25 protein-coding genes and 1 riboswitch are annotated in these 26,045 nt (G+C 66.3%); of the genes, 11 read left to right on the top strand and 14 right to left on the bottom strand.

Translation table 11 applies throughout. The features are described from left to right. Positions 1-35: 35 nt before the first annotated feature. The 6 genes from AC1DBN_RS03635 to AC1DBN_RS03610 all read right to left on the bottom strand — a co-directional run bounded on the left by AC1DBN_RS03635 (position 36) and on the right by AC1DBN_RS03610 (position 6,552). Positions 36-794: a class I SAM-dependent methyltransferase gene (locus tag AC1DBN_RS03635; protein ID WP_091721251.1), complete on the bottom strand. Its 759-nt coding sequence runs from the start codon at positions 792-794 to the stop codon at positions 36-38. Positions 795-871: 77 nt separating this feature from the next. Next, positions 872-2,290, bottom strand: coding sequence for an aminotransferase class V-fold PLP-dependent enzyme (locus tag AC1DBN_RS03630; protein WP_091721248.1), 1,419 nt, complete (start codon positions 2,288-2,290; stop codon positions 872-874). 38 nt (positions 2,291-2,328) lie between these two features. Next, positions 2,329-2,442: riboswitch (SAM riboswitch) on the bottom strand. Positions 2,443-2,603: 161 nt separating this feature from the next. After that, on the bottom strand, positions 2,604-3,416 hold the full coding sequence (gene hisN / locus AC1DBN_RS03625; RefSeq protein ID WP_015937565.1) for a histidinol-phosphatase: 813 nt from the start codon (positions 3,414-3,416) through the stop codon (positions 2,604-2,606). 61 nt (positions 3,417-3,477) lie between these two features. Next, complete coding sequence (rsgA, locus tag AC1DBN_RS03620) at positions 3,478-4,593, bottom strand: ribosome small subunit-dependent GTPase A (protein WP_477722577.1); 1,116 nt, start codon at positions 4,591-4,593, stop codon at positions 3,478-3,480. After that, entirely contained in the window at positions 4,577-5,998 is a 1,422-nt protein-coding gene (aroA, locus tag AC1DBN_RS03615) for a 3-phosphoshikimate 1-carboxyvinyltransferase (protein ID WP_091721242.1), read from the bottom strand. The genes rsgA and aroA overlap by 17 nt, the downstream gene beginning before the upstream one ends. A gap of 5 nt (positions 5,999-6,003) precedes the next feature. Further along, entirely contained in the window at positions 6,004-6,552 is a 549-nt protein-coding gene (locus AC1DBN_RS03610) for a DoxX family protein (RefSeq protein WP_015937562.1), read from the bottom strand. Positions 6,553-6,772: 220 nt separating this feature from the next. Between AC1DBN_RS03610 and AC1DBN_RS03605 the strand changes: the two genes are divergently transcribed. Together AC1DBN_RS03605 and rsrA are read left to right on the top strand one after the other, a co-directional pair. Further along, entirely contained in the window at positions 6,773-7,612 is an 840-nt protein-coding gene (locus tag AC1DBN_RS03605) for a sigma-70 family RNA polymerase sigma factor (protein WP_390896663.1), read from the top strand. Beyond that, positions 7,609-7,869 (top strand): mycothiol system anti-sigma-R factor, encoded by a 261-nt coding sequence (gene rsrA / locus AC1DBN_RS03600; RefSeq protein ID WP_056085089.1) that lies wholly within the window; start codon positions 7,609-7,611, stop codon positions 7,867-7,869. Before AC1DBN_RS03605 ends, rsrA begins: the two co-directional genes overlap by 4 nt. 161 nt (positions 7,870-8,030) lie before the next feature. On the opposite strand, the gene AC1DBN_RS03595 is transcribed toward rsrA, so the two are convergent. The 5 genes from AC1DBN_RS03595 to AC1DBN_RS03575 all read right to left on the bottom strand — a co-directional run bounded on the left by AC1DBN_RS03595 (position 8,031) and on the right by AC1DBN_RS03575 (position 14,301). Further along, the gene (locus AC1DBN_RS03595) at positions 8,031-8,105 is read right to left on the bottom strand and encodes a 50S ribosomal protein bL37 (RefSeq protein WP_369299106.1); all 75 of its coding nucleotides are present in this window, start codon (positions 8,103-8,105) and stop codon (positions 8,031-8,033) included. 121 nt (positions 8,106-8,226) lie between these two features. Further along, positions 8,227-8,841, bottom strand: a complete 615-nt coding sequence (locus AC1DBN_RS03590) for a PadR family transcriptional regulator (protein WP_477722576.1) — start codon at positions 8,839-8,841, stop codon at positions 8,227-8,229. Next, positions 8,841-9,668 (bottom strand): DUF4097 family beta strand repeat-containing protein, encoded by an 828-nt coding sequence (locus AC1DBN_RS03585; RefSeq protein WP_091721234.1) that lies wholly within the window; start codon positions 9,666-9,668, stop codon positions 8,841-8,843. The genes AC1DBN_RS03590 and AC1DBN_RS03585 overlap by 1 nt, the downstream gene beginning before the upstream one ends. An 83-nt stretch (positions 9,669-9,751) precedes the next feature. After that, positions 9,752-10,351, bottom strand: coding sequence for a GDSL-type esterase/lipase family protein (locus AC1DBN_RS03580; RefSeq protein ID WP_091721231.1), 600 nt, complete (start codon positions 10,349-10,351; stop codon positions 9,752-9,754). A gap of 149 nt (positions 10,352-10,500) precedes the next feature. After that, positions 10,501-14,301 carry a multifunctional oxoglutarate decarboxylase/oxoglutarate dehydrogenase thiamine pyrophosphate-binding subunit/dihydrolipoyllysine-residue succinyltransferase subunit gene (locus AC1DBN_RS03575; RefSeq protein WP_091721229.1) on the bottom strand — a complete coding sequence of 1,267 codons (3,801 nt, stop codon included), beginning with the start codon at positions 14,299-14,301 and terminating at the stop codon, positions 10,501-10,503. A 519-nt stretch (positions 14,302-14,820) separates the two neighbouring features. Here AC1DBN_RS03575 and AC1DBN_RS03570 point away from each other — a divergent pair. The 5 genes from AC1DBN_RS03570 to AC1DBN_RS03550 all read left to right on the top strand — a co-directional run bounded on the left by AC1DBN_RS03570 (position 14,821) and on the right by AC1DBN_RS03550 (position 20,032). After that, on the top strand, positions 14,821-16,152 hold the full coding sequence (locus tag AC1DBN_RS03570; RefSeq protein WP_477722575.1) for a hemolysin family protein: 1,332 nt from the start codon (positions 14,821-14,823) through the stop codon (positions 16,150-16,152). Beyond that, positions 16,149-17,219: a hemolysin family protein gene (locus AC1DBN_RS03565; protein ID WP_091721224.1), complete on the top strand. Its 1,071-nt coding sequence runs from the start codon at positions 16,149-16,151 to the stop codon at positions 17,217-17,219. The genes AC1DBN_RS03570 and AC1DBN_RS03565 overlap by 4 nt, the downstream gene beginning before the upstream one ends. Before the next feature lie 135 nt (positions 17,220-17,354). Then, positions 17,355-18,341 carry a metal ABC transporter solute-binding protein, Zn/Mn family gene (locus AC1DBN_RS03560; RefSeq protein ID WP_477722574.1) on the top strand — a complete coding sequence of 329 codons (987 nt, stop codon included), beginning with the start codon at positions 17,355-17,357 and terminating at the stop codon, positions 18,339-18,341. After that, positions 18,342-19,157 (top strand): metal ABC transporter ATP-binding protein, encoded by an 816-nt coding sequence (locus tag AC1DBN_RS03555; protein ID WP_091721219.1) that lies wholly within the window; start codon positions 18,342-18,344, stop codon positions 19,155-19,157. After that, entirely contained in the window at positions 19,157-20,032 is an 876-nt protein-coding gene (locus tag AC1DBN_RS03550) for a metal ABC transporter permease (protein ID WP_091721216.1), read from the top strand. The genes AC1DBN_RS03555 and AC1DBN_RS03550 overlap by 1 nt, the downstream gene beginning before the upstream one ends. Before the next feature lie 27 nt (positions 20,033-20,059). Here AC1DBN_RS03550 and AC1DBN_RS03545 read toward each other — a convergent pair whose 3' ends face one another. Further along, complete coding sequence (locus tag AC1DBN_RS03545) at positions 20,060-20,524, bottom strand: Fur family transcriptional regulator (protein ID WP_477722727.1); 465 nt, start codon at positions 20,522-20,524, stop codon at positions 20,060-20,062. Between the two features lie 95 nt (positions 20,525-20,619). Here AC1DBN_RS03545 and AC1DBN_RS03540 point away from each other — a divergent pair, with 95 nt between their 5' ends. Then, a complete protein-coding gene (locus AC1DBN_RS03540; protein ID WP_091721213.1) occupies positions 20,620-21,276 on the top strand; it encodes an MBL fold metallo-hydrolase in 657 nt (218 codons plus the stop codon). Here AC1DBN_RS03540 and AC1DBN_RS03535 read toward each other — a convergent pair. After that, positions 21,273-22,322 (bottom strand): PLP-dependent cysteine synthase family protein, encoded by a 1,050-nt coding sequence (locus AC1DBN_RS03535; RefSeq protein ID WP_091724033.1) that lies wholly within the window; start codon positions 22,320-22,322, stop codon positions 21,273-21,275. The genes AC1DBN_RS03540 and AC1DBN_RS03535 overlap by 4 nt on opposite strands. A 187-nt stretch (positions 22,323-22,509) precedes the next feature. Between AC1DBN_RS03535 and AC1DBN_RS03530 the strand changes: the two genes are divergently transcribed. The 3 genes from AC1DBN_RS03530 to AC1DBN_RS03520 are packed head-to-tail and all read left to right on the top strand — an operon-like array spanning position 22,510 to position 25,000. Continuing rightward, positions 22,510-23,406, top strand: coding sequence for a sulfurtransferase (locus AC1DBN_RS03530; RefSeq protein ID WP_477722573.1), 897 nt, complete (start codon positions 22,510-22,512; stop codon positions 23,404-23,406). Next, complete coding sequence (locus AC1DBN_RS03525) at positions 23,403-24,575, top strand: NAD(P)-dependent alcohol dehydrogenase (protein WP_477722572.1); 1,173 nt, start codon at positions 23,403-23,405, stop codon at positions 24,573-24,575. The genes AC1DBN_RS03530 and AC1DBN_RS03525 overlap by 4 nt, the downstream gene beginning before the upstream one ends. Beyond that, entirely contained in the window at positions 24,572-25,000 is a 429-nt protein-coding gene (locus AC1DBN_RS03520) for an HIT family protein (RefSeq protein WP_377202685.1), read from the top strand. The genes AC1DBN_RS03525 and AC1DBN_RS03520 overlap by 4 nt, the downstream gene beginning before the upstream one ends. A 54-nt stretch (positions 25,001-25,054) precedes the next feature. On the opposite strand, the gene AC1DBN_RS03515 is transcribed toward AC1DBN_RS03520, so the two are convergent. Beyond that, complete coding sequence (locus AC1DBN_RS03515; protein ID WP_477722571.1) at positions 25,055-26,038, bottom strand: beta-ketoacyl-ACP synthase III; 984 nt, start codon at positions 26,036-26,038, stop codon at positions 25,055-25,057. Positions 26,039-26,045 lie beyond the last annotated feature (7 nt).

Raw genomic sequence — 26,045 nt, 5'->3', positions numbered from 1 at the left:
CTACCCGTTGGCGGGACGCGGCCGGGATCCGCGTGTCACGCGCGGACGGCGCGCCAGGACAACGTCAGGTACGGCAGGCTGAGTTCTTCACCCTCGGCGTGCCCCAGATGTTCGTGGAGGTACCAGGTGAGGTTGGCCAGGACCTTGGCACGGGTCTGTTCATTGGCCCGCAGGTAATAGCTCCGGGATTTGGTCAGTTCCATCAGGTCGGCCGGCGTGACAGGATCCTGCCAACGGGTCACGTGACCTTCGAGGCCCTCGAATTCGGGGCCTACCAGCGGCCGCTGTCCGGGCTTGTAGACGTCCCCGGCATGCATGATGCGGGAAAGCCGGTGCACCCACGGCACTGAGGTGTCCAGCTGGTTCCACACCAGTCCCAGCGTTCCCTGCGGGCGGAGGACCCTGGCCAGTTCCGTGCTGGCCGCGAGGGCGTCGCACCAGTGCCAGGCCTGGGCAACGCTGACGACGTCGAAACTTGAGTCCTCGAGCCCGGTGGCCTCGGCAGTGCCGCGCAGGGCTGCAACGGCCGGGTATTGGCCGGACAGTTGCGCGAGCATGTCCGCGGACGGGTCGACGGCGGTTACGGACAATCCCAGCGCCAGCAGCAGGTCGGTAAATTTTCCCGTCCCGGCACCGACGTCGAGCGCATCATGGGCGCCCGCGGGCACCAGCCACTGCGCGGATTCCGCCGGGTACCCCGGACGGACCCTGTCATAGTGCTTGCCGCCGTCCTGGAAGCTCTGGCCGAGCTCACGGCGCCGCCCGTGATCGAGTTTGGGCCCACCCCGAACCACGTACGGCCTCCTTCAGCTGATTCCCTGCGGGTACCGTCCGAATTTACCGCATGCACCCGGGTGCGGGCTTCTGGCCGTCAGTCGTCGAGGCAGGGAGCTGCGCCGGCAGTTCCCGGGGTGTTCGGTGCCCAGTGGGGGTAGGTCCTGGTGTCGTTGGCCGGCACCCATCGTCCGGCATCCACTACGTAGTCCCAGCCGAGCCCGTCCCGGCGGAGCTTTTCAATGCCTGCGAGGAGCCGCTGGGCATCTTCGAGCCGGGAGCCGACTCCGAAGCTTGCCCGCAGCGATCCCGATGGCAGGCCGAGGCGCTTCAGCAGCGGGTGGGCGCAGAAACGGCCATCACGGAGTCCCACACCGTGCTCGGCGGACAGGTACGCGGCTACCAGGCCGGCGTCGTAACCCGCCACCGAGAAGTTCACTACCCCGATGGTGTCTTTGTCAGGATCGGTGTCCTTGAAGATCTGGTGCACCGTGACGCCGTCGATCGCCTGCAGGCCTTCCACCAGGTAGGAACGGATGGCCGACTCGTGGGCGTGCCAGCGGTCCTGGTCCAGGCCCGCGATAACCTGTGTTGCCCGCGCCAGGGTAGCGGCGCCCAGCACGTTCGGGGAGCCGCCCTCATGGCGGGCCGGGCCAGTGGCCCAGCTGACGCCGTCGAGCCTTGCTTCCTTGACGGCGCCGCCGCCGGCAAGGTGCGGGGTACCAGCGTCGAGCCAGTCCGGGCGGCCCACCAGGACGCCGGCGCCAAAGGGTGCGTAGAGCTTGTGCCCGGAGAAGGCAAGGTAGTCGACGTCGTCGGCGCTGATGTCGACGCGGCGGTGCGGCGCCAGCTGGGCCGCGTCCACCACGATGCGGGCACCGTACCGGTGGGCGAGGGCGGCGAGCTCACGGATGGGAAGGATTTCGCCGGTGACGTTGGAGGCGCCGGTGACGGCCAGCAGGCTGACGCCGCCCTGCTCAAGCTCGGCGCGCACCGAATCGATGGTCCCGGCGATCGTGTCGGCCGCAACGATGCTCCGGTGGGGGACACCCTGCCACGGCAGCAGGTTGGCATGGTGTTCGATGTCCAGGTAGAGGACATCCCCTGCGGGGCGCCCGTCCGTGGTGGGCAGGCAACCTGCCAGGAGGTTAAGGGAATCGGTGGTGTTCCTGGTGAAGATGACGGAATCGTCGGGGCGTCCGCCGACGAACTCGCGGACGATGTTGCGCGCGTTCTCGTAAACGGACGTGCTGATCTGCGAAGCGTAGCCGGCGCCGCGGTGGACGCTGGCGTAGAACGGCAGGATCTCGTTGAGGTAGGCCGACACCACGGTCAGGGCCGGGGCGGACGCCCCGTAGTCGAGGTTGGCGTAGCGGACGTGGCCACCTGAGATCAACGGGGCCAGGATTTCAGCGCCGGTAACCGCTGAAAGCGGACGTCCGGCGGCGGCCAGGCGTTCGTCAGGGACGTTTTCGGCCGCGATGGCGGTAATGGGGGAGTCGACGGCAGTAGTCATGGAGACCTCACTTCAGGACAGGACTCCGGCAGTGCTGGAATCCGCGCTTGCCGCATCCGCTCCGGACCGGCCTGGTCGTCACCCGGGGCACCCCACCGCGAATGGAGGGTTGCCGGCCAGCAAACCGGGGTTTAGCGCTGGCACTCGTGACCTGGATAAAACCTTAGAACATCCGGCGGCCCCGTCTGAAGCCGGGAGGATTGTTAAGGGTTTTGTTACGTGCGGCCCGGAAACGGGACTTTCTTCGAAGATTACGACGGCGGGCGCCACCTTTCGGAGGCGCCCGCGGTCGATTGTTCGGGAGGAGGCCGGCCTACAGCAGGTCGTCCAGGCCGGGGTTCAGCCGGTGCAGCACTTCGGTGTGCAGGATGGAATTGGTGGCCAGGGCGTTCCCGCCGAATGGGCCGTCCTCGCCTTCGAGGGAGGTGAAACGGCCGCCGGCCTCCACCACGATGGGCACGAGGGCGGCCATGTCATAGAGGTTCAGTTCGGGCTCGCAGGCGATGTCCACGGACCCTTCGGCCACCATGCAGTAGGACCAGAAATCGCCGTAGGCGCGCGTGCGCCAGACGTCCTCAGTCAGGCCCAGGAAGTCGTCAAGGTTGCCGCGTTCCTTCCAGCCACCCAGGCTGGAATAGGACAGCGAAGCGTCGGACAGGGTAGAAACGTCCGAGACCCGGAGCCGGGTGGCCGACGCAAGGGAACGGCCCATGTAGGCCCCCATGCCTTTGGCGGCCCACCACCGCTTTCCCAGGGCGGGTGCGCTGACGACGCCCACTACCGGCTCGCCCTCATCAACCAGGGCGATGAGCGTGGCCCAGACGGGAACACCGCGGACGAAGTTCTTGGTGCCGTCGATGGGATCGATGATCCACCGCCGGGAGCCGTGGCCGGTGCTGCCGAACTCTTCACCCAGCACGGCGTCGCGTGGCCGGGAGCGTGAGAGCTGGCCGCGGATGGCTTCCTCGGCGGCCTTGTCCGCATCGGTGACAGGCGTCAGGTCTGGCTTGGTCTCCACGTGGAGGTCCTGCGCCTTGAAGCGGCTCATGGTCTGGTCATCCACGGAATCGGCCAGGACATGGGCCAGCCGCAGGTCGTCGTTATAGGTCGAAGCGGGTTGGATCATGGTTCCAAACTACCGTCTGGCGCCGGTTCTGCCGGGAGGTCGGCCGTGCCGGTTGGCGCTGTCAGCTGATGGTGCCGAGCTCCTTGGCCTCCTGGGCTTCCATCCTGGGATCCGCGCCCAGGAGCCGGCGGAGCGAAGCCAGGCGTGCTTCGCCGGTGGGTCCTGCGTGTCCGCCGGTCACCCAGGCGTCGAGCCCGCAGTTGACGGCAGTGGCGGTGTGCTTGCAGCCGCGTTCGCAATCATCAGTGCCCGGCGAAAGATCCGGGAACGACCTCAGGATCCGGTCCGGATCCACATGGGCAAGGCCAAATGACCGGATGCCTGGGGTGTCGATGATCCAGCTGCCGGGAGGGGCGTCGGCCAGGCGCAGGGCAAGGGCCGACGACGACGTGTGCCGTCCCCGTCCCGTTACCGCGTTCACGCCGCCGGTGGCCCGTTCAGCGCCGGTCAGGGCGTTCACCATGGTTGATTTACCGACGCCGGAGTGCCCCAGCATTACGGTGACCTTGCCGCCCAGGTGTGCCCTGAGCCCGGCAACGGCGTCACTGTCCAGCCGGGCCGACAACCCGTCATCGGAGCGGGCGTCGATGCCTGACGCCTCCAGGTCGGCGGTCCGGCTGATGATGACCGGGAAATCAAGGTGCGTGTAGTTGGCCAGGAACTCGCCGGGATCCTTCACGTCCGCCTTGGTGACCAGCAGGATCGGCTCAATGCCGGCGTCGTACGCTGCCACGAGGGCGCGGTCGATGAATCCTGTGCGGGGTTCGGGGTTTGCTGCTGCCACCACCACCACCAGCTGGTCGGCGTTGGCCACGACGGCACGTTCAATGGGGTCAGTGTCGTCTGCACTGCGGCGCAGGAGGGTGGTGCGGTCCTGGATTTTGACGAGCCGCGCCAGGGTGTTGGGGTCCCCGGACACGTCACCGACGAGGGAGACGAAATCGCCGGCTACCACCGGGTTCCGGCGCAGCTCCCGCGCCCGCGCGGCAACGACTGTCCGCTCATCGCCGGAGTCTTCGTCAACGACGGCGGTGTAGCGTCCGCGGTCGACCGTAATGATGCGGCCTGTTACGGCGTCGTCGTGGCTGGGGCGGTCCTTCGTGCGCGGCCGGGTGCCCTTCTTGTTGGGCCGGATCCGGACGTCGGATTCGTCCCAGGAGTCAGTCCTCCGCGGCACCGGCGGAACCTCCCGCTCCAGCTTCGGAGCCCAGTGAGGCCGTTCCCCGTTGTTCGAGCATGCCCGTCCACAGCCGCGGGAAGTCCGGCATGGTTTTGGCCGTCGTCGCGATGTCCTCCACCTGGACACCCTCGACCGCGAGGCCGAGGATTGCCCCGGCGGTGGCCATACGGTGGTCGGCATAGCTGTGGACGACGCCGGCATGCAGCTTCGCCGGGCGGATGACCAGGCCGTCACTGGTTTCCTCCGCGTCGCCGCCCAGGCGGTTGATCTCGGTGACCAGTGCGGCGAGCCTGTCCGTTTCATGCCCCCGGAGATGGGCGATGCCGCTCAGGCGGGAGGGGCCGGTGGCCAGGGCACAGAGCGCGGCCACTGTGGGTGCCAGTTCGCTGGTGTCGGCGAAATCCGCCCCCTTGATTTCGGACCCGCCCCGGACCGTCAACACCCCGTCCAGCAGTGTCACTTCTGCGCCCATGCGGGCCAGGATGCTGCGCCACAGGTCGCCTACCTGCTGCGTCTGCTCCGGCCAGCCCGGGATCCTGACGGTTCCAGCGGATGCGAGGGCGGCGGCCAGGAACGGACCTGCATTGGAAAGGTCCTGCTCGATCTGCTGGTCAAAGGCACGGATGGGCCCCGGAGCAACAACCCAGTGGTTGGGAACGGAATCGTCCACCTGCACACCGGCGCCGCGGAGTACAGCCACCGTCATGTTGATGTGGTCGAGGCTGGGCACAGGCTTGCCCACGTGCTCCAGGTGCAGGCCTTCGGTGAACCGTGCACCGACCAGCAGGAGCGCGGAGACGAACTGCGAGGACGCACTGGCGTCGATAACCAGGTGCCCGCCGCGGACTGCTCCGGTTCCTTCGACGACAAACGGCAGCGACGCGGGGGTGCTGCCATCTTCGGCCGAGACATTCACGCCGAGGGCTTTAAGGGCCTCGATGATAGTCCCCATGGGGCGCTTCCGCGCGTGCGGGTCGCCGTCGAACGTGCTGGCACCGCTGCGCAGCGCCGCGAGTGGTGGAACGAAGCGCATGACGGTGCCGGCAAGGCCGCAGTCGATGCGCACCGCGGTGCCCGCTGCGTTCCCCTGCCCCTCAGGTTCCCGGTGCCGCATCGGAACCACCTCAAGGTCGGGGCCGAACGCGCCGTCGCCGGGAACCTCGGTGATCGTGGCGCCCAACTGGCGCAGCGCCTCGATCATCAGGACGGAGTCCCTGGAATGCAGGGGCGCCCGCAACCGCGATGGCCCGTCAGCCAGGGCTGCCAGGACCAGGTACCTGTTGGTCAGGGACTTTGAGCCGGGCACCGTGACGGTGGCGTCTACGGGACGGTCTGCGTAGGGTGCCGGCCAGTGGGGGACAGTCGTTCCGGAGTCATTCCGGGCAGCGGCTGCAGCGATCATGTCCTTTAGGCCCCCGTAGCCTGCTCCACGGCGCGGCGCACGGCCTTGTCGGCCTTGGTCAGCTTCTTGTTCGTGGTCTTGCGCGCATCCGCGGCGAGGTGGGCGGCACCCTTGCGGGCGTCGGCAGCCAGGTGTTCCGCGCGCCACGCCAGTCCGGGCCTGCCTGCGGTGTCAACGGAAGCCAGCAGTGCGCCGCCGCTGAGCGACAGGTTCTTGAGCAGCTGGCCCCGGCGCGCTTCGCGGCCTTCCTTGCTGCTGATGTCCGCGCTGCGCCATTCAACGAACGTGTTAAGCAGCGAGACCACCGTCAGGACGGTGGCGGAAAGCCGGGAGAACTTGCCCAGTCCGAAGAGCACTCCCGCGCCTACCTGGGTTCCTCCGATGACCCGGGCGAGCGTCTTCTCGTCCGTTTGGAAGGGCAGGGACGCCGCCGCCTTGCGGAGCAGGGGTGACAACTGCTGGGCAGTGTCGTCGGCGTTCTTGAGCTTGTCCAATCCTGCAATGACGAAGCTGGAAGCCAGCATGGGGCGGGCGAGCGTGCGGACAAAGGACATGGATTTCCTCCTGGCTGGACGAACCGCATCGGCAGCGGCATAAGTCCGTTCTAGTCTTGCACTTTTAGGGAATATTTGCCCAAGGCCGGCGGTTATGGCTCTTGGGTCCGCGCAGGGGGCTGGACCCGAAAGCAAGCAGCAGAACGGGACACCGGACAGAGAGCGGAGTTGGGCCTTGGCGAGGGTGTTGGACGGAGTTGGTGCTCCAGGGCCGGTGGCACTGGACCTGGTATCGGACGCGTTGCCGGAGTATGGCAGCGCCGGGCCGAGGAGCCTGACAGTAGACTTGAAGGCAATGAGTACCTTGGATCCGGCCGTTTCGGCCATGTATGAAGCGTCCGGCGCTGAAGCTAAGGGCGGAAACGTTGCAGTGCCGTCAGACGGCGGGGAAACCCGGGACGTACCCACCGGCGATTCGGGCGGCAACGGCCTGGACGTTTCCACCGAATCGGTGGAGGAACGCAGGCTCCGGTTTGAGCGTGACGCCATGCAGTACGTCGATCAGCTCTACTCTGCCGCAATGCGGATGGCCCGGAACCCGTCCGACGCCGAGGACCTGGTGCAGGAGGCTTACACCAAAGCGTTTTCGGCCTTCCACCAGTACAAGCCGGGAACAAACCTGAAAGCCTGGCTGTACCGGATTCTGACGAACACCTACATCAATCTGTACCGCAAGCGGCAGCGCGAACCCCTTCAGTCCAACTCGGACACCATCGAGGACTGGCAATTGGCGCGGGCCGAATCGCATACCTCAAGCGGACTCCGTTCCGCCGAGGCAGAGGCGTTGGACCACCTTCCGGACTCTGACGTCAAACGCGCCCTTCAGGCCATTCCCGAGGAGTTCCGGCTTGCCGTGTACTTCGCGGATGTGGAGGGGTTCGCGTACAAGGAAATTTCCGACATCATGAACACCCCCATCGGAACGGTGATGTCCCGGCTGCACCGCGGCCGGAAGATGTTGCGGGACATGCTCGCGGAGTACGCCGCAGAGCGCGGATTCAAGACGGGCGTGGAATCGCAGGCCGCGGCCAACACCAAACAACAGGAGAGCCGGAAATGAGCGACTGCCAGGGATTGGGCGATTGCGACGACGCCCGGATGCAACGCATCTATGAGTACCTCGATGGTGCGCTGACCCGTGAGGACATCACGGAGATCAAGAACCACCTCGACGAGTGCCCGGAATGCACGGAGCAGTATGACCTCGAGTGCGTCATCCGGAACATGGTGAAGCGCTCCTGCACCGAAGCGGCCCCGGACAACCTCAAGAACGCCATCCTGGACCGCATCCACGCCATCAGGCCCGTGGACGCCTAGACCAGGACGCAGCGGTGCGCTGAGCACGCGCCGCGACGGCAGCCCGCACCCAACGGGATACGTTGGGTGCGGGAGCAGTAACAGGTTTTAAACAGTGAAAGACCCCGGAAGCCGATTGGCGTCCGGGGTCTTTCACTTGAACCGTGGTACCTGGCTGTTGCCTAGGTGTTGGGGCGCTTCCCGTGGTTCGCGCCGCCACGCTTACGGTCACGACGCTTGCGTGCACGCTTGCTCATAGCTGGCCTCCTTACTTTCGGTACTCAAAAGAGCTGCCCTCCAGTCTCCCACATGATCAGACCCGCCGCGAACCGGCACCGCCGCATGACCTGCAGCTGGACCCGGCGGCTGTGGCAGCTGCTAGCGCGCCAGGGAGTTCAGGACGGCGATCCTGGCTTGTTCCAGGACAGTGCGGACCGTCTCCAATGCCACCGGGCTCAGCGGCTCCTTGCCCGCCTTCAGCCGCAGCTCCCGCCGGAGGTCGTCGCGGAATGCCTGCAGCATCATTTCCGCTGCCTTCAGTGCCCGGTTTCCCTCGGCCGGCGTCCGTCCGCTCCTGCCCCTGAACTCAGCAGCGGTTGCGGTGGCGCGGGCTGCCTCTGCCGTGGCTGCGAGGTCCGCGCGGAGGCCGCGCATGTTGCTTCGGATGTCTTCCCGAAGGCTGTCCGCCAGCCGGCGTACGGAGGCCGAGATCTCGTTCTCCACCCCGGCCAGTTCGTCGCGGCGGCTGTTCAGCTCCGCCAGGCCGGACTCGGTGATGCGGTAATTGGTCCTCCTGCCGGCGGTTTCAGTGGATACCAGCCCTTCCTCCTCAAGCTTGCCGAGGCGAGGGTAGATGGTGCCCGCGCTGGGGGAGTAGGTGCCGCCAAACCTGTCCTTTAGGGCCTTGATGAGCTCGTAGCCGTGTTTCGGCCCCGACTCCAGGAGCGCAAGGAGATACAGGCGGAGGGCGCCATGCGCGAATACCGGGGGCATCAGAGCCCTGCTTCCGCGTTACCGCGCTCCGCCCCGTGGAAGATCGACGTGGTGCCGGAGATCGAATTTGTCCGGACCAGCATCAGTTGGCGGTCCGGCCCGGCGATGGTTTCCACCTTCCCGCCCACCTGGGCATAGCGGTGGTCGTTGATGACTACCGCGCCGCTGGCCGATTTGGCCACGATGTCCACGCCGACGTCGTGCGGCAGCCGGATTGTCAGGTCCCCGGACACCGAGTTGGAACCGAAGTCCTCCGTAAAGCCGTGCAGGTCGAAGCTGAGGTCCCCACTGACCGTATTGGCCCGGACGTGGCTGAGGGTGCCGGAAACGGTGACCTCGCCGGAAACACTCTTGGCGGTCAACACGCCGGAGTGGCTCCGGGCGGTTACATCCCCGCTGACGGTATTGACGTGCAACTCGCCGGCTGTGCCGTCCGCCATGACTGATCCCGAGACGGTGTTCAGCCTGGTGTGTCCGGAGATCCCGGACACCAGCCCGTCGCCGCTGACAGTGCCTGCCTCAACTTCGACATTCTCCGGGACTGCGATGCTGATGATCGCGGAATTGTCGCTGTGATGGCTGACGGTGCCCATCAGGTTCTTGAACCAGCCTTGGGGGCCGTGCAGCTGGTGGCGAATCTCAAGCCTGCCGTCCACCACCGAGACAGCGACGGGATCTCCCTCGACCTGGGAGATCTCGATGCGGGTTACCGGCTCTCCATGGGTCACAACATCGAACCTGCCGCTGACCATGCCGAGCTTCAGCGACGTCACGGCGTCGATATCGATGGTTTGCGGACTGGTGACTGTCCAGCTCTGCTCAGGCATTGCCCCTCCAAAGACGATATATCGCGGTTGCATCCACCGTACGCCGGAGGCGCAGGCGGGTCAAGATATATCGCGAAACCGGGCTACTCCGGGGCGTTGATGCGCAGCCACTGGAACCAGCCGCGGTGCAGGACCAGCCAGGCCATGAGGCCATAGCCGGCCTGCCCGGGAGTTCCTCCGTTGGCGGCGAGGTCCTGGCGCCATTGCTCATGGTTGAGCAAGGGGGAGAAGGTGTCCACGTAGAGGTGCTTCCGGCGGGTGGTGACATCTGCGAAGGCAGTGTTCAGCTCGTCGAGGCGGCGGTTCTGGGCCGGGTCCAGGGTGGGCGGCGGGCCCACGACGAAAACCTCGATCCGGTTCTGCGATGCGGAGTCGAGGATGTTGGCGAGGTTGAGGCGGCTTCGTGCCGTGGACAGGCCGAACTCAACGTCGCGGCCCGACAGCCCGATGACCAGCCGGTTCTCCGCCTGGTCGCTGAAGCGCCGTCCGGCCTCGCCCAGCCAACGGGCGGCCAGCCCCTCGGTGCCTTCCTGGGGGCAGGGCAGGGCATAGCTTTCCAGCAGCATGCCGTCCTGTGGTGTCCGGGCAAGGACACGCCCCAGCCAACCCAGCGCGCGGGGGTCTCCCAGTCCGGCCAGCAGTTCGTCTCCTACAGCTGCAATGCGCAGCTTCCTGTCTTCCACACGATCCTCTTTACGTTCGTACTGACCGGCCGGTGTGCGCCGGTTGCCGCCTGGAGCTGCAACCGGCACACAAAGGGCGCTGTCCATCCATTAAACAGAACTGCCCGGCCGGAGTCTGGTATTTCGACTCCGGCCGGGCAGCGCGCTGCCTACTTCCGTGCAAATGCCTGCTTCAGGAGCAGATCCTGCTCAGCAGCGTGCCGCTTCATGGAACCGGCCGCCGTCGAGGCCGATGCGGGCCGGGACACCAGGCGGACCCTGCGGTCAAGTGCGTCCGGCAGGTTCAGGCCAATGAAAGGCCACGGTCCCTGGTTGGCGGGCTCGTCCTGGGCCCAGATAACCTCGGCGTTCGGGTACTTGGCAAGCTCGGCCGCAATGTCAGCGCTCGGCAGCGGGTACAGCTGCTCAACGCGGACAATGGCGGTGGTCTTGTCGCCGGTCTTCTGGCGGGTTGACAGAAGATCGTAGTACAGGCGGCCAGAGACCAGGAGGACCCGTTCGACGGCGTTCGCATCCAGGTGCTCGTGCTCGGCGATCACCGGGCGGAAGGTACCGGTGGTGAAGTCCTCGACGGAGGACGCGGCGGCCTTCAGGCGCAGGAGCTGCTTGGGAGTGAAGATGATCAGCGGCTTCCGCGGCCGGCTGTACGCCTGGCGGCGCAGCAGGTGGAAGTGCGATGCCGCGGTGGTGGGGTTGGCCACGATCATGTTCTCTTCGGCGCACATCTGGAGGAAGCGCTCGATGCGGGCGGACGAGTGGTCCGGCCCCTGGCCCTCGTAGCCGTGCGGCAGCATCAGGACCAGCGAGGAGCGCTGGCCCCACTTCTGCTCAGCGGATGAGATGAACTCGTCGATGATGGTCTGCGCGCCGTTGACGAAGTCGCCGAACTGCGCTTCCCAAAGGACCAGTGCATCCGGACGCTCCACCGAGTAGCCGTATTCGAAGCCCATGGCCGCGTATTCGGAGAGCAGCGAGTCATAGATCCACAGCTTGGCCTGGTCATCTGACAGGTTGCCCAGCGGCAGCCATTCGTTGCCGTTGGCGCGGTCGTGGAACACGGCGTGGCGCTGCACGAAGGTACCGCGGCGGGAGTCCTGGCCGGCGAGCCGGACGGGGACGCCTTCCATGATCAGGGAGCCGAACGCGGCGATTTCGCCGAAGCCCCAGTCGATGCCGCCTTCGCGGGACATCTGCTCGCGCTTCTCCAGCAGCTGCTTCAGCTTGGCGTGCACCGTGAAGCCTTCAGGGATCTCGACGTGCGCCTTGCCGATGCGGGCCAGGGTGTCGGCAGAGATCGCGGTGCTGGCCGGGGCGTTCGTACCGAAATCGGACTGCTGGGCGATGGGCCGCTCGATGTCCGAGACGGCCGCGGAGTCGGCGGTGACGATCGGGATCGGGGACGTCTGCGCTGCGTGCGTCTCGGCGAAGACGCGCTCCAGCCGTTCCTGGTAGTCGCGGAGCAGCTGCTCTGCTTCTTCCTCGGTGATGTCGCCGCGGCCGATGAGGGCCTCGGTGTACAGCTTGCGGACCGAACGCTTGGCTTCGATCAGGTTGTACATCATCGGCTGGGTCATCGAAGGGTCGTCGCCTTCGTTGTGCCCGCGGCGGCGGTAGCACACCATGTCGATGACAACGTCCTTGTGGAAGCGCTGGCGGAACTCGTAGGCAAGCTGGCCGATGCGGACCACTGCCTCGGGGTCGTCGCCATTGACGTGGAACACCGGTGCCTGGATCATCTTGGCGACGTCCGTGGAGTAGGTGGACGAACGCGATGACGACGGCGCGGTGGTGAACCCGACCTGGTTGTTGACCACCACGTGGATGGTGCCGCCGGTGCGGTACCCGCGGAGCTGCGACAGGTTCAGCGTCTCGGCAACAACGCCCTGGCCGGCGAACGCGGCGTCGCCGTGGACCATGATGGGCAGGACGGGGAAGGCCTCGCCCTGGTCCAGGCGGTCCTGCTTGGCGCGCACGATGCCTTCGAGGACGGAGTCCACGGCTTCGAGGTGGGACGGGTTTGCGGCCAGGTAGACCTTGGTCTCGTTGCCGTTCTCCGACGTGAAGGTACCTTCTGTGCCGAGGTGGTACTTGACGTCGCCCGAGCCCTGGACGGAGCGGGGATCCTGAGTACCTTCAAATTCGCGGAACACCTGGGCGTAGGTCTTGCCGGCGATGTTGGTCAGGACGTTGAGGCGGCCGCGGTGGGCCATGCCGATGGCAACCTCGTCGAGGCCGTCGTCGGCCGCTTCCGAGATGACGGCGTCGAGCAGCGGAATCAGTGATTCGCCGCCTTCGAGGGAGAAGCGCTTCTGCCCGACGAACTTGGTCTGCAGGAAGGTTTCGAATGCTTCCGCGGCGTTGAGCCGGGAGACGATCCGGAGCTGCTCTTCACGGCTGGGCTTCGAGTAAGGGTGCTCGAGCTGGTCCTGGAACCACTTGCGTTCTTCCGGCTCCTGGATGTGCATGTACTCGATGCCGGTGGTGCGGCAGTAGGCGTCGCGGAGGACACCCAGGATGTCGCGGAACTTCAGCATCGGCTTTCCGCCGAAACCGCCCGTGGGCCACTCGCGGTCCAGGTCCCAGAGGGTCAGGCCATAGGTCAGGACGTCAAGGTCGGGGTGCTTGCGCTGTACGTACTCCAGCGGATCGGTGTCCGCCATCAGGTGGCCGCGCACGCGGAAGGAGTGGATCAGCTGCTGGATCCGGGCAACCTTGTTGATCTCGTCGGCCGGGTCGACCTGGAGGTCGGGGCTCCACCGTACGGGCTCGTAGGGGATGCGCAGTGCTTCGAAGATCTCGTCGTAGAAGTTCTGCGCACCCAGCAGCAGCTGGTGGACCAGCTTGAGGAACTCGCCGCTGCCGGCGCCCTGGATGACGCGGTGGTCGTACGTCGAGGTCAGGGTGAGGACCTTGCTGATGGCGTTCTGGGCGATGATCTTTTCGCTGGCACCCTGGAACTCGGCGGGGTAGTCGAGGGCGCCGACGCCGATGATGGCGGCCTGGCCCTTGGAGAGTCGCGGAACCGAGTGCACGGTGCCGATGCCGCCGGGGTTCGTCAGGGACACGGTGGTGCCCTGGTGGTCGTCGGCCGTGAGCTTGCCGTTGCGGGCGCGCTTGATCAGGTCCTCGTACGTGTGCCAGAACTCGGCGAAGTTGAGGGTTTCGGCCTTCTTGATGTTCGGGACCATCAGCAGGCGGGTGCCGTCAGGTTTGGGCATGTCGATGGCGATGCCGAAGTTGACGTGCGCCGGCTGGACTGCGACGGGCTTGCCGTCCACCTCGTCGTAGTACACGTTCATGGACGGGAACTGGGACAGGGCGCGGATCACGGCGTAGCCGATGAGGTGCGTGAAGGAGACTTTGCCGCCGCGGGCCCGGGCGAGGTTCGAGTTGATGACCACGCGGTTATCAATCAGCAGCTTCGCCGGGATGGCGCGCACGCTGGTGGCGGTGGGAACCTCAAGGCTGGTGACCATGTTGGTGGCGATGGCCTTGGCCGGTCCGCGGAGGACGGAGACGACGTCCTCTTCCGGAGCGGTGGGTGCCTTGACGTTCTTGGGCAGCTGGGCCGGGATGGGCTGGGCTCCGGCGGCGGGCTTCCGGCCGCCGTCGCGAGCTTCCGTGGCGGGAGCCTTTTTCGCAGGTGCCGCGGCCGCGGGTGCTGCGGCCGGTGCTGCTGCGGGCGCAGGCGGTGCGGCGGCCGGCGACGGTGCCGGTGCTGCAGGTGCCGCGTTCACAATAGGCATCTTGGTTGTGGGAGGGTTCGCTGCGGCATTCGCCGAGTGTCCGTTGGAAGAAGAACTGCTGCCTGAGTCGAACGATTCAAACAGCGGCCACCACTTGGCATCCACAGCGTTCTTGTCCTGCTGATACTGCTCGTACAGTTCATCAACGAGCCACTCGTTCCCGCCAAATTCCTCTGGTAGACGGTGGCTTGGCTGCTCTGGCACTTGAAATACGCCTCTTCCATGAGTTTGATTTCTCTGCCGGCCATACGGTGCTACAGCACTCTGACGGACCGGTTTCCCTGAGTCCTCTGAACCCAGACCTTTGCAAGTCTAGTAACCCCGATGTGGTATCTGCCAATAAGGGTGACCCAAATCATGAAGTGACGTTCTGGCCGTTGATTATGGCGGCTGGAAGAGACCCCGGATGGTGTCCCCGGGTATGGGGATCCGGAGTCCGCTGCCGGTGCCGGGGGAACGGGCCGGGGACAGGTGCTCCTGTAGACTGAAATCCTTATGGACAGTAAATCTAGGTGCCGGCCTGGGGGCTGTCAGCGGAGCATGAACCACAGCGCCGCACAGCCCACCCGCAGAGCCGGCAAACCCCGAACACGCGCCCATCATCTGCTGTCGGCCTCCCCGGTCGAATTCCCCGGGGACAGGGCATCCGCCGACCACCCTCCGCCGGACCGATATTCCAGCCCCGTGATTCCCGGACCCCTGTCCGGGCCGGCGGGGTGCTGAATGGAATGGCTACTCCTGGCGGCAGGACTGCTGCTGATCGCCGGCACGGGCTTCTTCGTCGCCGTCGAATTCTCCCTGATCGCCCTTGACCAGCCGACGGTCCAGCGCGCCGTCGACGCCGGTGACACCGGTGCCGTGCCACTGCTGGCCTGCCTCAAATCGTTGTCGACCCAGCTCTCAAGCTGCCAGCTGGGCATTACCCTCACCACGCTGCTCACCGGCTACGTCATGGAACCGTCGGTGGGCCGCCTCCTGGAGGGCCCGCTCACTGCCCTTGGCCTGCCCCAGGTTGCTGCGGCCTCAATTTCGCTGGTCCTCGCCATGGTGCTGGCCACGCTGCTGTCGATGCTCCTGGGCGAACTCGTTCCCAAGAACATGGCCATCGCGTTGTCCTTCCCCGTCGGCAAGGCCCTGGCCCGGCCGCAACTGATCTTCACCGCGGTCTTCAGGCCGGCCATCGTGGTCCTCAACGGCTTTTCCAACCGGGTGCTCCACATCTTCGGGCTGGAAGCCAAGGAAGAGATTTCCGGCGCCCGCACCCCGTCCGAGCTGGCGTCACTGGTGCGCCGCTCGGCGGCGATGGGAACGCTCGACGCCGGTACGGCCAACTTCGTGTCCCGCACCTTGAACTTCTCCTCCAGGACCGCGGCCGACGTCATGACGCCGCGCATCCGGGTGGAGATGGTCGATGCCGACCAGCCGGTCTCCGACATCGTTGACGCGGCGCGCCGCACTGGTTATTCACGGTTCCCCGTGATTGGCGATTCCGCGGACGACATCAAGGGCCTGGTTCATGTCAAGAAGGCCGTGGCCGTGCCTTGGGACAGGCGGCACAAGCTTGAGGCCGGCGCCATCATGACCGAAGTCCTCCGGGTTCCCGAAACCATCCACCTTGACGCCCTGCTGGCGGAACTCCGCGAGGGCAACCTCCAGCTGGCTGTGGTCCTCGACGAATACGGTGGCACCGCAGGCATTGCCACGCTTGAGGACCTGGTCGAGGAAATTGTGGGCGAGGTAGCCGACGAGCACGACAAGGTGCGGCCGGGGCTGCTGCAGAGCGCTTCCGGGGACTGGTATTTCCCGGGACTCCTGCGCCCGGACGAGTTGTCCGAGCAGATCCCGGGCCTGACGGTCCCGGACGAATCGGCCTACGAAACCGTGGGTGGTTACGTGATGAGCAAACTCGGCCGGATCGCAGCGGTGGGGGACACGGTGGCCGTCGATGGCGGAACGCTGAGCGTCACCCGGATGGACGGGCGCCGCATCGACCGTATCTGCTTCCGGCCGGCTGCCCCTGAACCGGACAGCAACAACGACGGGAGCGCATCATGAGCGACTGGGCCGGCATCGTCTGGCTGGCGTTCCTGCTGCTCGGCAACGCGTTCTTCGTGGCGGCCGAGTTCGCCATCATGTCCGCCCGGCGCAGCCAGATTGAACCATTGGCGGAGTCCGGGTCAAAGCGGGCCCAAACCACCCTGAAGGCGATGGAGAACGTGTCGCTGATGCTGGCCTGCGCCCAGCTTGGCATCACGGTGTGCTCGCTGCTGATCCTGCTGGTGGCCGAGCCCGCGATCCACCACCTCCTCGCCGCGCCGCTGGAGCTGGTGGGCCTGCCCGTGGAGGTGGCCGATATCGCCGCGTTCGCTGTTGCCCTGATGTTCGTGACCTTCCTGCACGTCACCTTTGGCGAGATGGTGCCCAAGAACATTTCGGTCTCGGTCGCTGACAAGGCGGCAATGTTCCTTGCCCCGCCGCTGGTCTTCGTGGCACGGCTGGTTCACCCCGTCATCTCGGTGCTGAACTGGTCGGCGAACCACATCCTCAAGCTGTTGCGGATCGAGCCCAAGGATGAGGTCAACTCGTCCTTCACGCTCGAGGAGGTCCAGTCCATCGTGCAGGAATCCACCCGGCACGGACTGGTGGACGACGACGCCGGCCTGATCACCGGAGCCCTGGAGTTCTCCGAATACACGGCGGGGGACATCATGGTGCCGCTGGACAGCCTGGTCATGCTCAAGGCTGCCACCACCCCGGTGGAGTTTGAGAAGGCCGTCAGCCGCACGGGCTTTTCACGGTTCCCCATGCTGGACGAGGACGATCTTTTGTACGGCTACCTGCACGTCAAGGATGTGCTGTCCATCCCTGCGGCGGCCTACGAGCTGCCGATCGCAGAAAGCCGGGTCCGTTCCCTGGCCAACCTGGCCCTCGGCGATGAAATCGAAAAGGCCATGTCCGTCATGCAGCGGACAGGCTCGCACCTTGCCCGCGTCATCGGTAAGGACGGCAACACCCAGGGCATCCTGTTCCTTGAGGACGTGATTGAACAGCTGGTTGGTGAGATCCGGGATGCCACCCAGGCCACCGGCATCCGCCGGCTGGGGCAACCCAACGGGGGATAGGCGCTGCAGTGCCGGTGAGCCCGGTCCCTGGGGGGTCCAGAGGGCCGGGCTTACCCATACCTAAATAGGAATGATTCCTATTTAGGTATAAGCTGGGCACCTGTTGTTCCCCTCCCCAGTGAACCGAGGTTTTCCGTGCACCGCTCCGCCGTCCGTCCGTCCCTGGCCGCCCTTGCCGGCCTTGGCTTGCTGCTCTCCGGATGCAGCGCCCAGCCGGACAACGCTTCGCCGGGGGCGCAGTCCGGTGGCACTGGAATCAATGTGGTTGCCTCCACCAACGTCTACGGCGACATCGCGTCGTCAGTGGGTGGCGACAAGGTCAGCGTAACTTCGATCATCACCAAGACCAGCCAGGACCCGCACTCCTACGAGGCAACCGCCCAGGACCGGCTGGCGGTGTCCAAGGCCGACCTGGTGATCACCAACGGCGGCGGGTACGACGACTTCATGAATACCCTGGTGGACGGCAGCAAGCTCGACGCCGGAAACGTGCTTGACGCCGTAGAACTCTCCGGCCTGGAGCATTCCGGCGAGGAGGCTGAGCCCTCCGCCAGTGCCGATGCCTCGGCAGGAGACCACGGGCATGACCATGGCGATTTCAACGAACACGTCTGGTACAGCCTCCATGCCATGGAACATCTCGCCGACGAGCTGGAAGCCAAACTGTCGGCCCGGGCGCCGGAATCCGCGCAGGAGTTCAAGGCCAACGCTGCCTCCTTCAAGTCGTCGCTGGAGGAATTGCACGGAAAGCTGGACACGCTGAAGGCGTCAGGCGGCGGAGCCCGGGTGGCTGTCACGGAACCCGTGCCGCTCTATCTCCTGGAAGACGCAGGCCTGGTCAACGCGACCCCCGCGGACTACACCGCAGCGATCGAGGAAGGCACGGACGTGCCGCCCGCCGTCCTCAGGGCGGCCACAGACCTGATGTCCGGCAAGTCCGTTCGGATGCTCGCCTACAACGAACAGACCGAAGGGCCCCAGACCGAGGCCCTGAAGAAGGCGGCGGAGGCCGCAGGCGTCCCGGTGGTGGACTTTAACGAAACCCTCCCCGAAGGCAAGACGTACCTGCAGTGGATGACGGACAATGTGGACAACATCAGCACGATCCTGGAGAGCAAATAGGTGGAACCAGTCGTCAGCCTTACCGGAGCGTCCCTGAAGTTCGGCGAGCGGACGCTCTGGGAGGACCTCGACCTGGACATCAACCCCGGCGAGTTCTTTGCGGTCCTCGGACCCAACGGAAGCGGTAAAACGAGTTTCCTGAAAGTCCTGCTCGGCCTCCAAAACCTCCACCGCGGCAACGTCGATATCGGCGGCAAGCCCGTGGAGCGTGGCAGCAGGCTGATTGGCTACGTCCCGCAACAAAAATCCTTTGCTCCCGACACCCCCATGCGCGCCCGCGACCTGGTGGGACTGGGCGTGGACGGCCACCGCTGGGGGCTGCGGCTCCCGTCGGCGAAGACCAGCCGCCGGATCGACGGACTCCTGGACCTGGTGGGCGCAGCCGACTACGCGAAGGTGCCTGTGGGCCAGCTGTCGGGCGGCGAGCAGCAACGGCTGCGGGTGGCCCAGGCCCTTGCCTCGGACCCCCAGGTGCTCCTGTGCGACGAGCCGCTCCTCTCACTCGACCTGCACCACCAGCAGGCAGTCAGCGCGCTGATCAACAACCAGTGCCGCGAACGCAACAGCGCCGTGGTGTTCGTAACCCACGAAATCAATCCGATCATCGACTACGTAGACAGGGTGCTGTACCTGGCTGGCGGCCGGTTCAGGGTGGGAACACCGGAAGACGTCATGACCACCGAAGTGCTGTCCGACCTGTACGGAAGCCATGTTGAGGTCATCCGGGCAAATGGCCGGTTGGTGGTGGTTGGACTCCCTGACGCCACCACCCACCACCATGCCGAAACGCATGAGCTGGCGGGGGAGGTTGCCTGATGGACGCTGACAGCATCCTCGGAGCCATCTTCAACTTCGACAACTACGGTGAGCTGCTGGTCCTGGTGCAGAACTCCATCTGGGCCGGAGCCATCCTGGGCCTCCTGGGCGGCCTGGTGGGAACCTTCGTCATGAAGCGGGACCTCGCCTTCGCGGTGCACGGCATCTCCGAGCTGTCATTCGCCGGTGCGGCGTTCGCCCTGCTCATCGGCGCCGATATTGTCTTTGGTTCCCTCGTCGGCTCCGTCGCCGCGGCACTCCTGCTGGGGCTGATGGGCGTCAGGGCGCGGGACAAGAACTCGATCATCGGCGTCATCATGCCTTTCGGGCTCGGCCTGGGAATCCTCTTCCTGTCCCTTTATGAGGGCCGCGCCGCCAACAAGTTCGGCCTGCTGACCGGCCAGATCGTGTCCGTCGACACGGTCCAGCTCCAGGCGCTGGCAGGAACCGCCGTGGTGGTCATGCTCGCGCTCGTTGCCATGTGGCGGCCGCTGAACTTCGCCAGCGTGGATCCCGAGCTTGCCGAAGCACGGGGTGTTCCGGTGCGGACCCTGGCCATTGTCTTCATGGTCCTGCTGGGCGTCAGTGTGGCGTTGTCCATCCAGGTGGTGGGCGCCCTGCTGGTGCTGGCCCTGCTGATTACGCCTGCTGCAGCCGCGCTTCGGGTGACATCCTCCCCTGTGGCCGTGGTGGCGCTGAGCGTGGCCTTCGCTGTGACGGCGACGGTGGGCGGAATCCTGCTGGCCCTCGGCGGACGGATTCCCATCAGCCCCTACGTGACCACGTTGTCGTTCCTGATCTATGTGGTGTGCCGCGTCATCGGATCGGTCCGGCAGCGCAGGGGCATCAACGGGCGGGTCCTGCAGCCGCGCTGACAGGATTCGGCCGGAAAGCCTCCGGGCTTAGAGCCGGCCGGCGGCCTTGAGCGCGGTGCAGTCCGGGCAGAGGCCAAAGATTTCCACGGTGTGCGCCACCTCGGTGAAACCGTGCTCGGCAGCGGTGCGGGCAGCCCAGGTTTCGACGGCGGGCGCCTCCACCTCCACGGCCCTGCCGCAGTTGCGGCACAACAGGTGGTGGTGGTGCTCCGTGACGGCGCAGCGCCGGTAGACGGCTTCGCCTTCGCCGTTGCGCAGCACGTCCACCAATCCCTCGTCCGCGAGCGACTGGAGGATTCGGTAGGCGGTTGCCAGGGATACCGAGACGCCCTGGTTCTGCAGGATCCTGTACAGCTCCTGGGTGCTGACGAAGTCGTCCAGTTCGTCCAGTGCAGCGCTGACGGCACGGCGCTGCTTGGTGACGCGCTGTTCCTTGCCGACACCCGCAGGCGGGGCAGGCGGGGTGGAATCAGCCTTGGCGCCGAGCGGCATGGATGAACTCGCTTCCGTGGTGTTGGTGGCAACTATCAAGATTACCAGCCGGAGCTCCGTGGACACCTTTCCGGGGGCCGCCCTAGGCTGGCGCTATGAAGCTGACGAAATACACCCATGCCTGTGTCCGCCTCGAGAAGGACAACCGGGTCCTGGTGATCGACCCCGGCAACTTCTCCGAAACCGGGGAGGCGCTGGCCGGTGTGGAATCGGTGCTGGTGACCCACGAACATGCTGACCATATCGACGTCGACGCAGTGGCAGGTGCCCTTCGCAACAACAAGGATCTATCGCTGTATGCCCCCGCAGGCGTCGCGGCGCAGATGCGCTCCGAAGCCGGGGACGCGCAGGACCGCATCCACGCCGTGGAACCGGGCTCCTCATTCCAGGCAGCAGGATTCGATATCCGGAGCTTCGGCGGCCAGCATGCACTGATCCACCCGCAGATTCCGGTGGTGGCGAACATCGGCTACCTGCTGGATGAAAACCTGTACCACCCGGGCGACTCGTTCATCATCCCCGACGGCATCAGTGTGAAGACCCTCCTGGTCCCGTTGCATGCGCCCTGGAGCAAGGCCGGTGAGGTGGTGGACTTCGTGGTGGGCGTGCGCGCGCCGAAAGCCTTCCAGATCCATGACGGACTGCTCAACGATAACGGCCTGAAGATCGTAGAGGCCCACGTCAAGCGGATCGGTGCCAAGTATGGGACCGACTATGTCCACCTGGCTGCAGGGGAGTCCGTGGAAATCTAGGCTCCCGTCCACCGGCCGGTCTCGAAGAACTCCGCGATGACCGCTTCCCACGGCGCGGGTTCAAGGCCTTGGGAGGCCAGCCACTGGGCGTTGTGGTAGCTGCCCGCGTAGCGTTCGCCGCCGTCGCACATCAGCGAGACGACGCTGCCGTGGCGGCCGTCCGCCAGCATCTCCGCGATCAGCTGCCAGACGCCCCAGAGGTTGGTTCCCGTCGACGGGCCGGCATGGAGCCCGGCGAGGGAACGGAGGTGCCGCATGGCAGCCACCGACGCTGCGTCAGGGACCTGGACCATCCGGTCGATCACGGACGGCACGAAACTCGGTTCCATGCGCGGCCGCCCGATCCCTTCGATGCGGGACGGCAGCCCCGTGGCGGGGCCAGTGGCGCCGGTCCTCCCGCCAAGCCAGCCCGGGTAGAAAGCTGAATTCTCGGGATCCACCACAAGCAGCTGCGTGGGGTGGCTGTGGTACCGGAGGTAGCGGCCGATGGTGGCGCTGGTGCCGCCGGTTCCGGCTCCCACCACGATCCAGTCCGGCACCGGATGCTCTTCCTGGCTGAGCTGGCCGAAGATGGATTCGGCGATGTTGTTGTTGCCACGCCAGTCAGTGGCCCGTTCGGCATACGTGAACTGGTCCATGTAGTGCCCGTTGGAGGTGGCGGCCACCTCTTCCGCCGCCGAATACACATCGGAGGCGTGGTCCACCAGGAGGCAGGAACCGCCGAACTGTTCGATCAGGGCGATCTTTTCGGGGCTGGTGCTGCGCGCCATGACCGCGACGAACGGCAGCCCCAGCAGTTGGGCGAAGTAGGCCTCGGAGACGGCGGTGCTGCCGCTGGAGGCCTCGACGATGGTGGTACCGGGACGGATCCAGCCGTTGACCAGGCCGAAGAGGAAGAGGGAACGTGCCAGCCGGTGCTTCAGGCTCCCTGACCGGTGCGTGGACTCGTCCTTCAGGTAAAGCTGGACGCCCCAGTGCTCCGGCAGCGGAATGGAATAGAGATGGGTGTCGGCGGAGCGGTTGTTTTCCGCCGTAATCCTGCGGATCGCCTGGTCGGCCCAATCCCGGTCCTGCCGCCCGCGGCCGCTCCCGTCCGCACCCGCCCTGCTGCCGTCGCCTGCGTTGCCCCCGCCTGCATAACCGTTGTATCCGTTTGCCACCGCACCAGCCTACCCGCGGACGGGAGCGCGCCGCCTAGAGTGGAAGCACAATGGCAACCACCCAAGGAGAACGATGAATCCCCTGATGGACGTGGCCCGGCTGACGGAGCTCCTCGCTGAAGGCCGGCGCACCGTACTGCTGGACGTGCGCTGGGCGCTGGGGGATCCGCACGGCAGGGAACACTACCTCGCAGGCCATCTGCCCGGCGCCGTGTTCGTGGACCTGGCCACGGAACTCGCTGCCCACGCAGAGCCCAGGCGGGGGAGGCACCCCTTGCCCGCTCCCGCCGACTTCCAGGCGGCCGCCCGCCGCTGGGGAATCAACGACGGCGACGTGGTGGTGGCGTACGACGACACCGGAAACATGGCCGCCGCCAGGGCGTGGTGGATGCTGCGGAACGCCGGGTTGCCCGAGGCATACCTGCTCGACGGCGGATTGGGCGCCTGGCGTGCCGCCGGCCTGGCCATTGAAACGGGCCCGGTGCAGCCGGTCCCAGGCATCGTCACCTTGGGCGACGGAGCCATGCCTGTGGTCGACGCCGCTGCTGCCGCCGCGTGGGCGGACAGCGGGCTCCTGCTCGATGCGCGGGCGGGGGAGCGGTACCGCGGCGAGGTTGAGCCGGTGGACCCGCGTGCCGGTCACATCCCCGGGGCCGTCAGCGCGCCGACGTCGGAGAATGTCGACGGGACCGGCGCATTCCTGCCGGCGGCCGTGTTGAGGAGCAGGTTCGAGGTGCTGGGCGTCCGGGAAGAGACACCCGTGGCCGTGTACTGCGGTTCCGGCGTGACTGCCGCGCACCAGGTGGCCGCGCTGGCCGCCGCGGGATTTACGGCGGCGCTGTACCCGGGCTCGTTCTCCGAGTGGTCCAACCATCCGGACCTGCCGGTGGCCACAGGCCCCGAACCCGGAAGCACCGCCCGGGAGCCGGCTGGAAACGGCGCCGCAGGCAAGGGTAGCGTCGCACTATGACCCCAGGACGCCCCGTTCCCCCGCCCCTTGACAAACCCATCGAACCCGCCGCCGACCTCCCCGGCAGCCGTCTCCCCGCCAGCGCGGTCGAGGGCCTGCTGGCGGCAGCCCGCGGAGCCGTGTCCCCGGACAGCGGACTGGTCCCGCTGACTGTCGCCCGGCGCGCACCCAAGGCCGACGACGTCGAAATCGCCATTGAATTTTGCGGTCTCTGCCATTCAGACGTCCACGCCGCCCGGGGTGAGTGGGGCGGCCAAACCTACCCGCTGATCCCAGGCCACGAGATTGTGGGACGGGTCAGCCGCGTCGGTGCCGGCGTCACGGACTTCGCCGTGGGTGACCGCGTGGGTGTCGGCTGCATCGTGGATTCCTGCCGGGAATGCGAAAGCTGCCTCGACGGCCTGGAACAGTACTGCGAAAACGGCATGACCGGAACGTACGGCGCCACGGACCGGAGGAACGGTGACGCCATGACCCAGGGCGGCTACTCCTCCTCAATCGTGGTGGACCGACGGTACGTCCTCCGCATCCCGGACGCACTGGACCCGGCTGCCGCCGCGCCGCTGCTGTGCGCAGGTGTGACAACTTACTCCCCGCTGCGGCACTTCGATGTCGAAGAAGGCGACGTAGTGGGTGTGGTGGGCCTGGGCGGACTCGGGCACATGGCAGTCAAGCTGGCCAAAGCCATGGGTGCGCGGGTGGTCGTTTTTACCACCTCGGAGTCCAAGGTGGCCGCCGCGCTGGAGCTGGGAGCTGACGAGGTGGTCCTGTCCCGGGACGCGGACGCCATGGCGGGCGCCAACCGGACCATCGACGTCATCATCGACACCGTGGCGGCACCGCACGACCTGAACGCGCTGTTCCGCACCCTCCGCGTGGACGGCGCCCTGTTCCAGCTCGGCCTGCCGTCCGGGGAGATGCCTCCGGTCAATCCGCGGACCCTCATCCGCCGCCGCGTGGCCTATGCCGGCTCGCTGATCGGCGGTATCGCAGAAACACAGGAGATGCTGGACTTCTGCGCGGAACACGGCGTGCTGGCCGACATCGAAGTGGTCGGTGCGCACCAGCTTGATGAGGCTTACGACCGGATGGTTGCCGGCGACGTCAAATACCGTTTCGTGCTGGACGCCGGAACCCTTCAGTCACCCGCCAAGGAGGCAAACGCATGAGCACGCTTTTCACCAAAATCCTGAACGGCGAGATTCCCGGCCGGTTTGTGTGGCGTGAGGACGGTGTAGGTGCCTTCCTGACTACCGGGCCACTGGCAGACGGCCACACTCTGGTGGTTCCCACCGAGGAAGTGGACCGTTGGACCGACGCCTCGCCCGAGACGCTGGCGAAAGTCATGGAGGTGGCAAGGCGGATCGGCGCAGTCCAGGTGGACATCTTTGGCGCGAGCCGGGCCGGGCTGATCGTGGCCGGGTACGAGATCAACCACCTGCACGTCCACGTGTGGCCGTCCCGGACCATGGCTGACTTCGACTTCGGATCCGCGGACCAGAACCCGGACCCTGCCGTGCTGGATGCCAATGCCGCCAAACTCCGCGAGGGGCTCCGGGCCGCCGGCTACGGGGAGTTTGTCCCGGCTGACTAGGCCCTGCTGATTGCCGGCGCCATGTGCCGGCAATCAGCAGCGCGGTGGGGTCCGTTACGCGCGGCGGGGCGTCATCGCCACCATGCCGGCGTAGGTAAAGCCTCCGCCGAACCCGAAGAGCAATGCCGGGACGTCCGCAGGGATTTTGCCGGAGTGCCACCACTTACTCAAGCCGAGCGGCACGCTGGCAGCAGACGTGTTCCCCGATTCGGTGACATCGGTGATGACAACGCGGTCCGTCATGCCCAGGGCCTCGGCCAGCGGCTCGATGATGCGCAGGTTGGCCTGGTGCGCGGCCAGCACCTGGATGTCGTCCAGGGTCAGGCCTGCGCGGGCAACGGTCTCGCGGGCGCGCTCCGGTGCCTTGGTGAGGGCCCAGCGCAACACCTCGCGGCCGTTCTGGGCGAAGCGTCCCGAGGGCGGGGAGATCTTGACGGCGTCGGCCATGCCGATTTCCGAACCCCACACCACCGGGCCGATCCGCGGGGTGACGGAGGGGCGCACGACGGCGGCGCCCGCACCGTCGGCGGTGAGCACCGCCGTCGCACGGTCCGTCCAGTCAGTCACCGCTGAGAGGGTCTCGGCCCCCACCACGATCGCGTGCGAGGCGCTTCCCATGCGGATGGCCTGGTCGGCGATGCCCAGGGCGTACTCGAATCCCGAACAGGCCGTGTTGACGTCCATGATGGCGGGTCCCCGGCCGTCACGTCCCAGCCCGAGGGCTGCTGACACGCGTCCGGCGGTGTTGGGTGACCGCTCGGCGGCAGTGGTGGTGGCCACGACGACGAGGTCGATGTCCGCGGCCGGAACGCCTGAGTCTTCCAGCGCCATCCGTGCGGCGGGAATGGCGAGGTCCACTACCGTTTCGCCTTCCGCGGCGATCCGCCTGGTGATGATGCCGGTGCGCTGGCGGATCCATTCGTCGTTGGTGTCCATCATGCCTTCGAGCTCATGGTTGTCCATGACGCGTACCGGCTGTGCGTGGCCAAGGCCGGCTATCTCGGTGCCGGCTGGCCCGTGGGCAAGCGAAATCTCCATGGGGTTT

The organism is Pseudarthrobacter sp. 10T415 (assembly GCF_056394175.1).
The sequence above is the reverse complement of the archived record's forward strand: the minus strand, read 5'-3'. Positions and strand labels throughout refer to the sequence as shown.